Source organism: Neobacillus bataviensis (genome assembly GCF_019969725.1).
Map to the genome: position 1 here is coordinate 516,872 of NZ_JAHXYW010000003.1, position 14,474 is coordinate 531,345.

At 38.5% G+C, this 14,474-nt stretch carries 13 protein-coding genes and 2 riboswitches; of the genes, 5 read left to right on the forward strand and 8 right to left on the reverse strand.

Annotated elements, in window-relative coordinates; translation table 11 throughout:
• Positions 1–39: 39 nt before the first annotated feature.
• Both hpt and LC455_RS10930 read right to left on the reverse strand, forming a co-directional pair.
• Positions 40–567, reverse strand: a complete 528-nt coding sequence (hpt, locus tag LC455_RS10925; protein ID WP_223590925.1) for a hypoxanthine phosphoribosyltransferase — start codon at positions 565–567, stop codon at positions 40–42.
• Positions 568–585: 18 nt separating this feature from the next.
• Positions 586–1,497, reverse strand: coding sequence for a Ger(x)C family spore germination protein (locus LC455_RS10930; protein WP_223590770.1), 912 nt, complete (start codon positions 1,495–1,497; stop codon positions 586–588).
• A 442-nt stretch (positions 1,498–1,939) separates the two neighbouring features.
• Positions 1,940–2,120, forward strand: a riboswitch (Lysine riboswitch).
• A gap of 118 nt (positions 2,121–2,238) precedes the next feature.
• Between LC455_RS10930 and dapA the strand changes: the two genes are divergently transcribed.
• On the forward strand, positions 2,239–3,120 hold the full coding sequence (gene dapA / locus LC455_RS10935) for a 4-hydroxy-tetrahydrodipicolinate synthase (RefSeq protein ID WP_223590773.1): 882 nt from the start codon (positions 2,239–2,241) through the stop codon (positions 3,118–3,120).
• A 47-nt stretch (positions 3,121–3,167) separates the two neighbouring features.
• Here dapA and LC455_RS10940 read toward each other — a convergent pair whose 3' ends face one another.
• On the reverse strand, positions 3,168–4,133 hold the full coding sequence (locus LC455_RS10940; protein WP_223590775.1) for a quinone oxidoreductase family protein: 966 nt from the start codon (positions 4,131–4,133) through the stop codon (positions 3,168–3,170).
• A 163-nt stretch (positions 4,134–4,296) separates the two neighbouring features.
• Between LC455_RS10940 and LC455_RS10945 the strand changes: the two genes are divergently transcribed.
• The 4 genes from LC455_RS10945 (at position 4,297) to LC455_RS10960 (ending at position 7,635) form a co-directional block, all read left to right on the forward strand.
• The gene (locus tag LC455_RS10945; RefSeq protein ID WP_440446390.1) at positions 4,297–4,689 is read left to right on the forward strand and encodes an SET domain-containing protein; all 393 of its coding nucleotides are present in this window, start codon (positions 4,297–4,299) and stop codon (positions 4,687–4,689) included.
• A gap of 389 nt (positions 4,690–5,078) precedes the next feature.
• Positions 5,079–5,846 (forward strand): sulfite exporter TauE/SafE family protein, encoded by a 768-nt coding sequence (locus LC455_RS10950; protein WP_223590780.1) that lies wholly within the window; start codon positions 5,079–5,081, stop codon positions 5,844–5,846.
• Positions 5,847–5,987: 141 nt separating this feature from the next.
• Positions 5,988–6,422, forward strand: a complete 435-nt coding sequence (locus tag LC455_RS10955) for an Rrf2 family transcriptional regulator (protein ID WP_223590782.1) — start codon at positions 5,988–5,990, stop codon at positions 6,420–6,422.
• Positions 6,423–6,447: 25 nt separating this feature from the next.
• Entirely contained in the window at positions 6,448–7,635 is a 1,188-nt protein-coding gene (locus LC455_RS10960; RefSeq protein WP_223590784.1) for an MFS transporter, read from the forward strand.
• Positions 7,636–7,736: 101 nt separating this feature from the next.
• Here the strand turns inward: LC455_RS10960 and brnQ are convergent, their stop codons facing one another.
• From brnQ to LC455_RS10985, 5 genes are all read right to left on the reverse strand, one after another.
• Positions 7,737–9,092 carry a branched-chain amino acid transport system II carrier protein gene (brnQ, locus tag LC455_RS10965; RefSeq protein WP_223590786.1) on the reverse strand — a complete coding sequence of 452 codons (1,356 nt, stop codon included), beginning with the start codon at positions 9,090–9,092 and terminating at the stop codon, positions 7,737–7,739.
• Between the two features lie 90 nt (positions 9,093–9,182).
• Positions 9,183–9,632, reverse strand: a complete 450-nt coding sequence (locus LC455_RS10970) for a flavodoxin domain-containing protein (RefSeq protein WP_223590788.1) — start codon at positions 9,630–9,632, stop codon at positions 9,183–9,185.
• The gene (locus tag LC455_RS10975) at positions 9,629–10,675 is read right to left on the reverse strand and encodes a ribonucleotide-diphosphate reductase subunit beta (RefSeq protein WP_223590790.1); all 1,047 of its coding nucleotides are present in this window, start codon (positions 10,673–10,675) and stop codon (positions 9,629–9,631) included. The genes LC455_RS10970 and LC455_RS10975 overlap by 4 nt, the downstream gene beginning before the upstream one ends.
• Positions 10,676–10,689: 14 nt before the next feature.
• Entirely contained in the window at positions 10,690–12,960 is a 2,271-nt protein-coding gene (locus LC455_RS10980; protein WP_223590792.1) for a ribonucleoside-diphosphate reductase subunit alpha, read from the reverse strand.
• Between the two features lie 140 nt (positions 12,961–13,100).
• Positions 13,101–13,300, reverse strand: a riboswitch (cobalamin riboswitch).
• 267 nt (positions 13,301–13,567) lie between these two features.
• The gene (locus LC455_RS10985) at positions 13,568–14,356 is read right to left on the reverse strand and encodes an HAD family hydrolase (RefSeq protein ID WP_223590794.1); all 789 of its coding nucleotides are present in this window, start codon (positions 14,354–14,356) and stop codon (positions 13,568–13,570) included.
• Positions 14,357–14,474: the final 118 nt, after the last annotated feature.

Genomic DNA, 14,474 nt, shown 5'->3' on the forward strand with positions numbered 1-14,474 from the left:
TTTCTCTCATGAGTGAATGCCTTTTTTATACAAATATGCTTAACATTCCTCAACAGTAGCAATATAGGGTAAGTTTCGATACATTTGGGCGTAGTCGATTCCATAGCCGACAATAAATTCATCCGGAATGACAAAACCGACATAATCGACAGGCAGTTCAACCCTTCTACGTTCAGGCTTGTCTAGAAGAGTACAAATTTTGATTTTTTTAGGTTTATGGGACTTCAAATGTTTACTAAGGAAATTGAGAGTGAGCCCACTATCAATAATATCCTCAACCACTACGACATTCTGATTGGTAATATTCGCATCCAAATCCTTCAAAAGCCTTACTTTCCCGGTGGTTTCTGTTTCATCTCCGTAGCTTGAAACCGAGATAAAATCGACTTTAATATCCCCCTTCATTTCACGGATGAGATCTGCTGCAAAGACAAATGAACCTTTCAATACAATGATTAACACAATAGGTTCATTATTAAAATCCTTTTCAATTTCTACCGCAAGATTTTTCACTCTTTGTTTAATGTCTGTTTCAGAAATCATCGTGCCTTTAATTTCGTATGCCATCATTCAACACTTCCTTCTTTAATTTGATAATATGTCTTCTCCTTTATAATACTTATAGCCATTAAAATGAAAGATTTCTGCCTTAACCTTTATGCTCGTTAAAGAGTTTTGATCCAAGTAAAAACTATCATTTTTTTCAAGTTCTGAATATCTCTTCGGTCGTTTTCTGTACCATTTTTCACCGATATTTAATAAGTCTGTTTTATTGTTAATACCTTCTTGGTAAAGGTCTTCCACTTTTCTTTTTAATTCTTCTTCTATTAATTTGGTTAGCTTTGATAAAGGTACTTGTTCAACTTGTTCAAGCAAATCTCCTTTTACCGTTAATTCGATAAAAAACTTAGGAGACAGTGATCCTTTCTCATAATTAACCTTCATTTTTGGAGCGTCCAGCTTCACTGCCGCTATAAGCCTCCCATTTTCTTTTACACTTTCTTCTATCGAAACCTTTTTATCAAACAACCAATTCATTATTAGTGCGTCTTTAAACGAAAGATTTTTCATCAACTTTTGCTTCTGAAAAATGGCCAATCCATTGTAAATTAAAACGGGATATTTTTTTCCTGCTTTCCAGCTTTTTTTATCAATTTTTACGATTGGAATTTTCGACACACCCATTGGCTCATAATAATCCCTTAAAAAATCCATTAATAACATTGGCTTTATCGAGTCTTGGTATAATCCCCCATTCTTTCTAAACATTACGGTATAAATAGCTGGATATTGAAATAATGCTTGGGTAGAAAAAAGTTCACCCAAATTGTCTTCTGAAATAGCTAACCTTAAGGTGTGCCGGATTGAACGATTTCTACCAATCTCCTCGATTACTTCCTTAAATTTATGTTCAGCAAGCTGTTTACTAATCACGAATGTAATGACATGATCAAAAAACAAGCGGAAATGAAAGAAAGTAATAGAAAAATTTACCAAACCTTTGCTTGATCATCGGAAAAAAGCCCTCATTTGGAAATTTTTAACGATATAAAATATTAATAAAAGAAAGAATAGAGCAATTGGAAAAGCAATTATGACACTTAACCAACTGTCTCTTTTCGCCGCCAATAGTATAGCGGGAATAAGGATGACATGGTTAAGTAAACCTCGAAAGAACAAGGAGCATGAATAATTGCCGCGGAAGCAATATTTTCACTAAGTTTTGCAATCAAATCACCACAATAATCATTGATAAATTTTATTATCACCTAATACATTCTAAAAAAATCCAATCTTTTACTATTCTCATTGATCAATGTATTAGGGTTCACTACTCCACTGCTTTTTTATCACAAAATAATAAATTTCGACTTGAATCATTAGGAAGATTCTGTTATATTACAATAAATTGAATATTTTCTTACTTCAAACCTTTTGAAGTGAGGATAGAGGTGCAAAGACCATTAGTACACAATTAGAGGATAATGAGGTCCAAAGACAATTGTGGAAAGGGGAATTTGCCGAAGCTTCAATGAATCTCATTGGACTTGAAGCTGGTTCTGCTATTGAAGAAATACAGAACTGTCATATAGGAATCTATATGGAGGGCTATCTCACGCATAGGAACTTGTTATTATTTACGTTTCTATTGCAGCATCGAGATTCCCTCGATGCTGCTTTTTTGCGTCGGCCTTACCCCTCAAATTTTTCTAAAAATTTTTATAAAGGGTGAGTATGATGAATTTTGGCCAACTATTAACCGCTATGGTTACACCATTTGATCAAAATGGTGAGGTAGATTATCACGCAACAAAAAATTTAGTAAATTACTTGATTGCTAATGGATCTGATGGATTAGTCGTTGCTGGGACAACTGGGGAATCCCCTACTTTAACTACCGAAGAAAAAGTTGAATTATTTAAATTTGTAGTTCGTGAGGCTGATGGTAGAGTTCCAGTTATTGCAGGAACAGGATCGAATAATACAAGAGCTTCAATCAGCTTATCAAAGCTTGCAGAGGAAGCTGGTGTTGACGGCATCATGCTTGTTGCACCATATTATAACAAACCCTGTCAAGAAGGGATGTATCAACACTTTAAAGCGATTGCCGAATCTACTTCTTTGCCAGTCATGCTTTACAATATTCCTGGGCGATGTGTTGTAAATATATCTGTTGAGACGATCGTTCGTCTTTCGGCAATTAAAAATATTGTTGCCGTTAAAGAAGCAAGCGGCAACTTAGATGCCATGGCCGAAATTATCAGCCAAACACCGAGTGATTTCACCCTATACAGCGGTGATGATGGCTTGACTTTACCAGTATTAGCTATCGGCGGCGCTGGGGTCGTTTCTGTTGCTTCCCATATTATCGGCAATGAAATGCAAGCCATGATTAATAGTTTTAAAAATGGAGCCCTAGAAGAGGCAGCCGCTTTACATCGTAAGCTTCTGCCGATTATGAAAGCTTTATTTGCAGCACCAAACCCAACCCCAGTAAAAACTGCCTTAAATATGAATGGGGTACCTGTTGGCGGGGTTCGGTTGCCGTTGGTGCCATTAAGTGAAGATGAAAAGAGCGCCTTACAAAGTGTTTTGCCGGCTACAATACTAAAAGTATAGAATTCCAGAAAAATTGGCTGCCCTTATAAGTGGGCAGCCTGATTTCATTATGGTATTAATAAAATTTTCCCTGTACTTCTCCGGCTTTCTAAGAAACGGTGTGCCGCTTGCCCATCACTCAATTCAAAAGTCCCTGGCTCTGAAACCTTTAACTTTCCCTCCTCCATCCAGCGAAAAAGTTCATTCGAGCGGTTTACTCTCTCCTTATGAGACTTTAGGACATTCCATAAATCTCCGCCCGTCAAGGTTTTTGATGTATCCATCAGCATTCGAGGATCAACCGGAGCTGGGTCACCTCCCGCCATTCCGTAAAAAACTACGGTCCCTCCAATTCTCGTTGCAGCAAAGCTGTCTTGGAGTGTAGAACCGACAGATTCATAGACAACATCCACACCTTTGCCATCAGTCTTCTCGAGAACCTTCGATTTCCAATCATCACTGTATAGAAAAACAAAATCCGCACCAGCCTTCTTGGCAGCTTCTGCTTTTTCCGGTGATGAAGTTAAGCCAATTACCTTGCCGCCGAGCAGTTTAACAATTTGCACAAGAAGCTGCCCAACTCCACCTGCTGCCGCATGGACAAGGGCCATATCATTCTTTTTTACCGCATAACTGTCACGAGTTAAATAGTGGGCCGTTAACCCCTGAAGCAACACGGATGCTGCCATATTAAACGAAATCGTTTCCGGCAATGGAATCGCCTTATCTTTAGGCACGGCAACAAGCTCGGCATTCGCATATGGAACATCGGCAAAGGCAATCCGCTCCCCTATGTTAATCCCCTGGACATTTTCACCGATCCTTTCAACATTTCCCGCACCTTCATACCCTAAAATGTATGGAGGTTTACCAGCAAGATGATAGTTTCCTTTTCTTCTATAAATATCAGCAAAGTTTAAGCCGATCGCTTTCATCCTTATAAGGATTTCATCTGGACCAATGACAGGATTATCGACATCACTATATTCGAGTACCTCAGGTCCGCCAAATGTATTAAATATTAATGCTTTCATCAGTAAACCTCTACTTTATAAATTTTTAAATTACTTTTATATTAAATAGAAACGAAAGGAGAATTGCAAATAACTATTTCTCTAAATTGGTTAAATAAGTTGCTTTATTATAAAAAAAACGGCAATATTAAAGTACTTCAAAAAGAAATTGCAGGTGATTATTATCATAGAAATTAAAAAATCTCCCTTAAGCGATGGAGAATTCAATCGAGGGGTATTTGCGACCGCTGATATTACAAAAGGAACGCTTATTCATGAAGCTCCTGTCATTCCCTATCCCAATAGGGAACATGTTCATATTGAAAAAACATTATTGGCTGATTATGCATTTGAGTATGGTAAAAACCACACTGCCCTCCTGTTAGGATATGGCATGCTGTTTAACCATTCCTATACTCCAAATGCCACCTATGATATTAACTTTGAGAACCATACGTTTGATTTCTATGCCTACAAAGATATAAAAGCCGGCGAAGAGATTTTAATCAACTATAATGGTGATGTGGACGACCAAGAGCCACTTTGGTTCGATAAAGAAAAAGCAGATAACAAATAACTAACTTCCCTACTCAATTTGAGTAGGGTTTTTATTTTTTATACAGGGCTAAGTAAAGGACATTATTGAATTTTTAACACTGTTGATTGAAGCGGAAGGCGCGAAGACTCCTCGAAATTGCTATCGCATTTCCTTCGTGCGTGGGCAGATTCGAGGAAGTAAATCAATGTCCTGCGGGAGTATGGGACAGGGGAGACCCCGCAGGCGCCAAAGCGCCGAGGAGGCTCCCCGGCACGTCTGCGAACCGCTCGCGCCTGGAGCGTAAATCAACAACTAAGTTTAACAGCGCTAATGCAAAATAAAATTCAGAAAAGTATTTACAAATGATTCATAAAACTCTATAATTCACATATATTTACTCGGATATTGTTGAAAAAGGAGTGAGAACCATGACATTGGGTATTGCATTAATGGGATTGTTGGTTGGTTTTTTAGTCGGTCTAACAGGTGTCGGGGGTGCTGCACTGATCACTCCTGTTCTGATCATGGTAGGCATTCAGCCTTCTATCGCTGTTGGTACCGATTTGGTCTATAACGCCGTTACGAAATTGTTTGGCGTCGCTCAGCACTGGAGACAAAAAACAATAAATTTTAAATTAATGTTATATCTTGCAATAGGGAGTATTCCTAGTGCTGTAATAGCAATCTCCATTCTAAAGTATTTTGAATCTGCTTATCATAATCAGGAACATATTATTAAACACGGACTAGGTTACGTCCTCATATTAGTAGCAACAGCAATCCTGATTAAGACCTTTTTTGATAAAAAAATCCGGCCCAACCGCTGGCAGCTAAAACCTATTGAAGAAAAACGCGGTTTAACGATTTTAATTGGTGCTGTATTTGGATTTATTGTCGGCTTTACTTCTATCGGATCAGGCTCTTTATTTGCCCTTGCGATGATGTTTCTTTATCGATTGAAAGGAACTGAATTAGTTGGTACAGATATCGCTCATGCCTTTTTATTAGTAACGGTAGCTGGGCTGCTTCATGCAAATGCAGGAAGTGTAAACTATACGCTGGTTGGGAATCTTCTTATTGGGTCCATTCCTGGTGTTCTAGTGGGAAGCACCTTATCTTCAAAAGTGCCAACTAAACCGTTGCGAACGCTTATCTCTACGGTTATCATTATTAGTGCCATTAAGTTGATTTCATAACCATTAGTGATTTTTTCACTAGTGGTTTTTTTGTTTTGACAGTATTTTTATTTTAACGAGGCCACTTGTGATATATACTAACATGTAACAGACTTTGTTACGGGAGTATGTAGAAATAGGTGTTAAAGGAAGGCGAAGTATATGTCACTCAGTAGTCGATTTGCTGTCGGAATCCACATATTGACTCTTTTAGAAATAAACAAAAATGGTGTAAATTCCTCCGAATTTATCGCAAGCAGTGTTAATACCAATCCAGTTGTTATTAGAAAAATCATGGGAATGTTGAAAAACGCAGGGTTAGTGAAAGTGCGTCCAGGAATTGCAGGTGCATTGCCAGCAAAAGAATTATCTGAAATATCATTGCTTGATGTTTATAAGGCAGTCAATATTGTTCAAGATCAAGAATTGTTTGGTATGCATGAAAATCCAAATCCAGCGTGTCCTGTAGGTAGAAATATTCAAGAAACCATTACTCCCCTCTTTTCGGTGGCTCAACTGGCCTTAGAAAAAGCACTGGGGAATGTGACGATACAAGATGTCGTCTTGGGAATATTAGAAAAAGAGCAAATTAAATAACAAAGGCATTAAAGGAAGTGTAAAAATGAAATCACAAAACGGTAAGATCTTGGTTGGGTTGTCTATTGCAGCCTTTTTAGGGCCGTTCACTCAGACCATTTATACTCCGAGCCTTGCGGAGGTCGGGCATTATTATCAAGTAAGCCAGTTTATGGTGAATTTGACAATCTCCCTTTATACTTTTGTTCTGGCTGCGAACCAGTTTTTGGTTGGTCCTTTGTCTGATACGCGCGGGCGGAAGGCAATTTTAATGCCTGGTCTCCTCATTTTTATGGCCGGTTCACTGATTTGTTTTCTAGCACAAAATTACTATTTATTCCTTTTTGGCAGAGCCCTTCAGGCTTTTGGAATCACCACCGGCTCAGTGGTAGCAGCCGCTGTTATCGGGGATATTTATTCGCCTTCTGAACGCGGCAAGGCGATGAGTGTTTACCAGACGATGGTGTTTCTCGGGCCTGTTCTTGGCCCTGTAGTAGGGAGCTTTATCGCGGCTTATGCAGAGTGGCACACGGCATTTGCACTTCTTGTTGCCGGGGCATTAATTGCGTACATATATAATCGTTTTACCTTGAAAGAAACACTTCCGAAAGATACTGCACCAAAAAAAATTACTTTTAAAACCTTTAAAGGAATCGCAGCAAACCGCGCTGCTTTTTCGATTTTACTGCTCGGTTTCACTCAGTTCTACGGCTATTATATCTTTCTCGTTTTTATCCCAGGTCTGCTTGATGAGCTATTTTCTGTTCCTTTGGTATGGAAAGGGCTGTTTTTTATGCCGCTAACAGCGGGAATTGTGCTTGGGACGTTAATTGGCGGAAGACTCCAAACTTATTTGAAACATACTGCGATTCTCATATATACGGCATACGGGACAGGTTTAGTGGTTTCTATTTTCTGGGCATTTCTTTATTTGAATCTCTTAACGATACCAACATTAATCGTTTTTTTACTGGTTTTTGGCGTATTGCTTGGCATAAGCCTGCCTTCTCAAATAACGTCACTTGTAAATTTATTTGCACATGAAAAAGGAACTGCCATGGGCGTGTATAACTTTATTCGGTTTACCGGAGCCGCAATTGGGCCGCTGCTTGGATCATCGCTTTATAAAATCGGCGGGGACAACGCTTTATACATTACCTTGTTCTTGTTCCTTCTTGGTGGTGCTTTGGTGATTCATCTAAACAGTCGAGCACCATCGGGAAAACTGGGGTAAAAATGGAAAGCACGGATTACAATTCCGTGTTTTTTCTTTTAAAAAAACATCCCCACCCTATCGTGGAGATGTTTCATGGTTAAAGCACTTTCAGTTTTGTTTTAAATCCGCACTCCTGTGAGTTTTTGCAATCGTACGAATACACCTGTTATCGATATGACAACTATTACTGGAAGCACCCACCCAAGACCTTTGTTATAGAACGGTAAGGCTTTTTCATAAAAATGGATGAAGGATGCCAGCCAGCCGAAATAATCAATCCCAATCAATTGGCAGAAGGTCTTCAATCCATCAATAAAACTAATCATAAACGTGACAACTGTTGCGGCAACATACACCATTCGTGAATGGTTGAAAAGCTTTGACAAGAATGTTAAAAGCATTAAGGCAACCGCCAATGGATATAAAAACATTAATACAGGAATTGAGAATTTAATAATATTCGATAATCCAAAGTTGGCAATTACGAAAGAGACAGTTGAAAAAAAGAGAACCCAAATTTTGTAACTAACTTTCGGAAACAGTGTATGGAAATATTCACCGCATGCTGTCATCAATCCGATACTTGTCGTGAGACATGCTAGTATGATAATGACTGATAACATTACTGTTCCCAGGGTCCCAAAATAGGAAGAAGCTGCATTTCCAAGGATTGTTCCCCCTGTATCCATCAGGCCGAATGCCTCAGTACTTGTTGCTCCTAAATAAGCAACTCCAACATAAATAATTCCAAGAAATACGATTGCAACAATCCCAGATTTCGCAGAAGCTAATAAAACACCGCTAGTGGATTTAACACCCATTGAACGAATAGAATTGATGACGATAATTCCAAATACGAGCGAAGCTAATGCATCCATCGTGTTATACCCTTCCATAAATCCCTTCATAAATGCCCCACTTAAAAAGCCACTTTGTGGGGCCTCTATAGAACCCAGTGGTTTAACAACAACCATCACTAATAATACTAGAATAAGAATAATGATAGCTGGAGATAGTATTTTTCCGACGTTATCAACGATTTTTGCAGGGTTTAAAGAAAACCAGAGAGTGATGATGAAAAAGAGCAATGTAAAAACCATCAAACCAGAATGACTAATGCTGTTGCCTAAAAACGGCGCAATTCCAATATCATACGCAACCGCACCTGTCCTTGGAGCCGCAAAGAAAGGGCCAATCGTTAAGTAAAGCAGCGACGTAAAGACGATACCATAAACAGGATGAATCCGACCGGATAATTCCTGCAGGTTTTTACTCCCCGAAACACCCATCGCTAAAATACCCAGAAATGGAAGGCCGATTCCCGTAATTAAAAACCCAGAAATCGCCAGCCAAACGTTAGAACCAGCATTTTGACCGAGTGAAGCTGGAAAAATAAGATTGCCAGCCCCGAAAAATAAGGCAAATAACATGACTCCAATGACGAAATATCTTGAAAACGGTAATTTATTTTGCATTAATAATTTGTCCCACCTTGAATATATATCATTCGATAATTTTTTTACCAAAACAATATTACTATTCAAGTTAATGAAATACAACCTATTTCAATGATTATTTTGATAATTTAAAACTTCCAAAAAAATGTTAACGAATCTTTCACACCGTTCAACATCGTTCGTTTGTGGGGTTAGCTCTACCTTCATCGTAACAGCTAAATTTGTATGAACAAAAAGCATATTTTTAAACTGCTCAACCGCACCGCAAAAATTGGGATAACCGCTATCACCTGTGCCAACGATCCCCGTGACCACCCGCTTAACATCCATGGCTTCAAATGAATGGTAAAGGTCCATCATTTCAGGAGGAATTTCTCCCATCCCCCATGTATAGGTTCCAACCACTATACCATCAAATTTTATGAGATCGAGAAGATGAAATTGGTCAATACGAAAAAGAAATAATTCTACCTTTTTCAGTTGAAATATTTCCTTCATTAAATAGATTAACTCTTCTGTATTTCCCGTCTTCGAAGTATAGATGATTGCTATTTTCATAGTTCATCAAAACCGTTCGATTGGGTCACCTTCGCATAGGTTCTCGACTTTTGCTCAAAGAAATCGGATTTTGTTCCATTCATCATTTCATCACTAAAAACATGAATCCAGGGCATAGGATTCGATCGTTCAGCGAATAAATTATCTAGCCCCATCTGCCGGAGGCGCTTATTTGCCAAGTATTCCGTGTAAAATTCATACTCCTTTAAATCAATCCCTTTTATATCCCGCAAGATGTATGATGCCCATTCCTTCTCAAGCTCAACCGCTTGTGCAATCGCATGATAAGCATACTCAGTGTTTTGAGCATTATTTAAATCAGGATTTTCAGTTAAAAGAATCCGGATAAACTGAGCAATAAAGTAAGCATGCTGCATTTCATCCCGCTGGATATAACTAATCATCGTGCTCGTCTTTAGCATTCTTTGCTGACGGGCAAGATGATAGAAAAAGGCAAAACCCGCATAAAAATAAATTCCTTCTAGATTAATAGAATTCACAGCTAATTGAAACAGATGCTGCGGTGTTGGGTTCTCTCTAAATAGTTCATACGCTTCTAATATAAGCTGATTCCGTTTTTGAACGATAGGATCCTTTTTTGCCTGATTAAACCGCGCCTTTTGTTCGCTTACTGGCACCAAGGAACTTAAAATATATGAATAAGATTCATTATGAACAGCTTCCTGCTGAGCAATGACGGCAAATATTGCCTTAAAACTCGAATCGGTCACATAATCCATCACTTGAGTCATGGTTGGTGTTTGCAAGCTGTCTAAGGAGGCAAGCTGGGTATTAATACGCAGGAATACATCTTGTTCAATTGAACTCAGCTGGTCCCATTGCTTAATATCATCCTGCATATTAATCTCTTGGGCCTTCCAAAAATTTGATAAAAGAGTCTGATACAAATCGTACATTTGTGGGTAAGCAATATCATTCCAATTAAGCAGACCTGATGATTTCCCGTTAATAATGCCCGTTGATTTATTAGGATATTCTGGATTTAACAGTTTTATTTTTTTTAATGGTGAATAAATATTCATCTTTCCTCCTCCAATCAGCTATGGCAAGCTTCGCATTCCTCTATTTCTGTTTGTGAGGTGCTTCTTACGTAATACGTTGTTTTTAGCCCCTGCTTCCACGCTTCCATGTGGAGATGCAGCAAATCCCTTGCTTTAATATCATGACGAACATAAAGATTAAAGCTTATCGCTTGGTCGATGTGGCGCTGCCGGGCAGCATTTTGTTTAATACTCCAAACTTGGTCCAATTCATGTCTTGCCCGCCGATAGTAGTTGTAAGTCCGATGATTTAAATCAGGTGCCGTAACCTTAAATTTAAAGTTCTTCTTTTCCTCTGCATATTCAACTGAATAAATCGGATCAATTCCATCCGTAGAGCCTCCTATTTTTGCTGTTGAGGAGTTGGGGGCAACGGCCATTAACCAGCCATTTCGAATTCCGTGTATGGCAACATCTTTTTTTAATTCCTGCCATTTATTAGATTGATATTTTTTCCGTTCAAAATACTTGCCTGTCTGCCACTCAGACCCACTGAATTGAGAGTACGTTCCCTTCTCTTTTGCCAAATCCATCGATGCACGTATCGTCAAGTAAGCAATGTTCTCGTATAATTCATCCGCAAATTCAACTGCCTCCTCTGACTCCCAATGAATCCCTTTTAAAGCGAGCAGATGGTGCCATCCGAACGTACCTAGTCCTATTGCTCTGAATTTTTTATTCGTTGCCAGAGCCTGTCCGACAGATATGGTATTTAAATCAATGACATTATCTAACATTCTTACTTGAATCCGAATTAGTCGCTCCAAACCATTCTTCGGAATAACCTTTGCAAGATTAATAGAAGATAAATTACAGACAACGAAATCGCCGGGCTTTCGCACGATGACGATGTTTCCTTCTTCATCCTGAAATTCTTTGATGATGGCCGTGGGGGACATATTTTGCGTGATTTCTGTACAAAGATTACTGCAATAGATGGAAGTACGACCCTTACCAGCCAAATGCTTATTGGGGTTTTGCCTATTTACCTCGTCACGATAAAACATATAAGGAGTGCCCGTTTCTAATTGAGCTACCATGATTCGTGCCATAATATCCATCGCCCGGTACGTTTTTCTCGGGAGGAGCGGGTTTCTTACGGCCTCTTCATATTTTTCAGTAAAATATTTCCTGTCTGTTTCATCATAAAAATCTTCTAGTCCAAGCGGATTCCCAGACTTATCTTTCCAGCCCATGATTTGCTTTACTTGATGGGGGCAAAAGGTATGCCATTCCCCAATGCTTCTTCCATTCTCGTCCATCTCTTGCAGCTTTTTCATGAAAAAATCAGGAATGGATACGCCTGTGAAAATGTCATGGGCTTTGCGGCGTTCATCTCCATTATTTGTTTTCAAGTCAAGAAAGCCATTCATGATATCTTTATGAAATACATCTAAGTAAACAGCAATTGCACCTTGCCGCTGGCCTAATTGATCCACACTGACTGCCGTGTTATTCACCAACTTAATCCACGGCACAACTCCCGAAGAGTTTCCTTTAAATTTCTTGATATCAGAACCCAGCGCTCGTACTTTTCCGTAGTAGATTCCAATTCCTCCTCCATCTTTACTTAAACGGGCAATATCCCAATTGTTTAAATAAATGCTATCCAAGGAATCGTCGACCGTATCGATAAAACAAGATGAAAGCTGTCCGAAACTTTTTCCGGCATTCGCTAGTGTTGGTGTTGCTACTGTCATAAATAAATTGCTTAAGGCCCAGTATGCTTCCTTGACAAATTCTAACCGCTTCGACTCTTTTTCATTTTTCATAATGGTCATAGCAATAATCATGAACCGCTCCTGAGGCAGTTCAATCACATTTTGCTGATGATCCTTCGCAAGGTAACGATCTGCTAGTAAAAATAATCCTATGTAATTAAATAAATGATCTTTATCAGGATTTATCTCTTTTGCTAATTCAGCAATTTCCACTTTGCTATAAAAGCTTAATAGATCACTAGAATATATACCGATATCTGTTAATTGTTGAATTAGTCTGTAAAAATCCCCATACATTCCTGAACGGTCATATCCCCGATTTATGGCTGCTTTTTCATATAATTCATTTAGGTATAAGCTGGCAGCCACAAAGCTCCAATCCGGCTGGTCCATGGCTATTTGATTGACAGCATAGCTGAGTGCCTGCTGGTTTGCTTCTTTTTCCTCTAGGTCCTTAATTATATTTTTAAGCTCGGTAAAATCCAGTTTATATTTTTTGGAAGCTTGATGGATCGTTTCCAATACGTAATTCACTTTGACAGTCATGTCCTCTTCCCCCTAAAAATAAAAAATCCGCTCGGGTGAATTCGAGCGGATGAAACGATAACAATTACAGAAGGGCATAATGGAAAGAAATTAGGACCCTCAGCTGCCACCGTTTCATCTTCTCAATCCCCGAAGAAGCTGAAACATCTTAAGAAAGACAGGTCTCCTGACTTATGCATCACCCTACTCTGAACCCTTCCCATATAACCGCCTAATATAGTAAGCTTTGTTATACAGTGGTTTGTTCATTTCGTCAGCATTTACAGTTGCGGGGGCAGTTCTGGATTTTCACCAGATTCCCAATTAAGCCGTTGCCGGCATCTCCACTTAAGGCAAACACAATATATAGTTTTATTTTTTAAATTTAAAACAATATGTTGATTTAAAACTAAAATCTATCATAGTATAAACTTGGTAAATAATCAAGTAATTTAATTGGTATTCCTACAGCAACTTTTGAACATGCAAAAAACCATTGCGTATTTTGCAATGGTTTTTCGTATAAATTTTATTTTTCTTACGAAGATCAGAAATCATCATGCAATATTTTTTCTTGAATATTCTTTCAAAAAGTGAGTTAAAGACTAAGATACCTCATATTCACCCTTTATTTCTTTAACTCTTCTAAAATAGAATAAAGCTCTTCTAGGTGCTTTATTTCATAGGAAGGAACTACTTCATTCCGCTCTTTATTATGACGGTTAATCCAGACTGATTTAATTCCAGCTCGATTGGCACCGAGAATATCTGTCATAAGATTATCCCCGACCATAATTACTTCATCCTTATGTAAGGACATACGTTCCAATGCATGTTCAAAAATGGCTGGATCCGGCTTGCCTCTCCCAAAATCTCCAGAAATGACAATATGGTCAAAATAAGGGACAAGCTCTGGGGTAATCGCAAGTTTAGTATTTTGCAAATCCGGTGATCCATTAGTTAACAAAAGAAGCTGGTAATTTTCTTTTAAATCATCCAATATTTTAAAGGTTTCTTCATACACAAATGGCAGGTTTCTGCGCTCTTGAGGGAATCTCTCTGCTAACTCATGGCCAAAATCAGGGTCCTCTATCCCCATTGCCTTTAATCCCAATGTCCAGGCATCCTTACGATAAGCTGGAACCGTTTCTTTCATTTTTTTAAACTCATCCTGTTCATCAATAAAATTTCCCCAAAGTCCTTCAAAGGGGTTGATTCCGATCATCTGGGTAAATGGATAGAATTCATAGGACGAGTAAAGATTTCTAGCGGCCTCGCGGACGGCTTCTTCAAATTGCTTCGAGTCAAGGCCATGCTTTTCTTGAGCTACTTTACAGGTGGCAGCAAAAGCTTCTTTAATACTTTTTTGATCCCATAAAAGGGTATCATCTAAATCAAATAAAATGGCTTTAATCATATCGTTCCTCACTTATTAAAAAGATTTTTTATTAGTTTACCATTTTTACATAAGATTCGTAATATTTTTATTCATTAACCAAAACAAAAAATCCCGCCAAATTATGAACTTTTTAACA

Coding starts and splice junctions, on each gene's coding strand:
- hpt (WP_223590925.1), bottom strand. CDS start 567: ATGGCATACGAAATTAAAGGCACGATGATTTCTGAAACAGACATTAAA.
- dapA (WP_223590773.1), top strand. CDS start 2,239: ATGAATTTTGGCCAACTATTAACCGCTATGGTTACACCATTTGATCAA.
- LC455_RS10960 (WP_223590784.1), top strand. CDS start 6,448: ATGAAATCACAAAACGGTAAGATCTTGGTTGGGTTGTCTATTGCAGCC.
- brnQ (WP_223590786.1), bottom strand. CDS start 9,092: ATGCAAAATAAATTACCGTTTTCAAGATATTTCGTCATTGGAGTCATG.
- LC455_RS10985 (WP_223590794.1), bottom strand. CDS start 14,356: ATGATTAAAGCCATTTTATTTGATTTAGATGATACCCTTTTATGGGAT.
- LC455_RS10970 (WP_223590788.1), bottom strand. CDS start 9,632: ATGAAAATAGCAATCATCTATACTTCGAAGACGGGAAATACAGAAGAG.
- LC455_RS10980 (WP_223590792.1), bottom strand. CDS start 12,960: ATGACTGTCAAAGTGAATTACGTATTGGAAACGATCCATCAAGCTTCC.
- LC455_RS10940 (WP_223590775.1), bottom strand. CDS start 4,133: ATGAAAGCATTAATATTTAATACATTTGGCGGACCTGAGGTACTCGAA.
- LC455_RS10950 (WP_223590780.1), top strand. CDS start 5,079: ATGACATTGGGTATTGCATTAATGGGATTGTTGGTTGGTTTTTTAGTC.
- LC455_RS10975 (WP_223590790.1), bottom strand. CDS start 10,675: ATGAATATTTATTCACCATTAAAAAAAATAAAACTGTTAAATCCAGAA.
- LC455_RS10955 (WP_223590782.1), top strand. CDS start 5,988: ATGTCACTCAGTAGTCGATTTGCTGTCGGAATCCACATATTGACTCTT.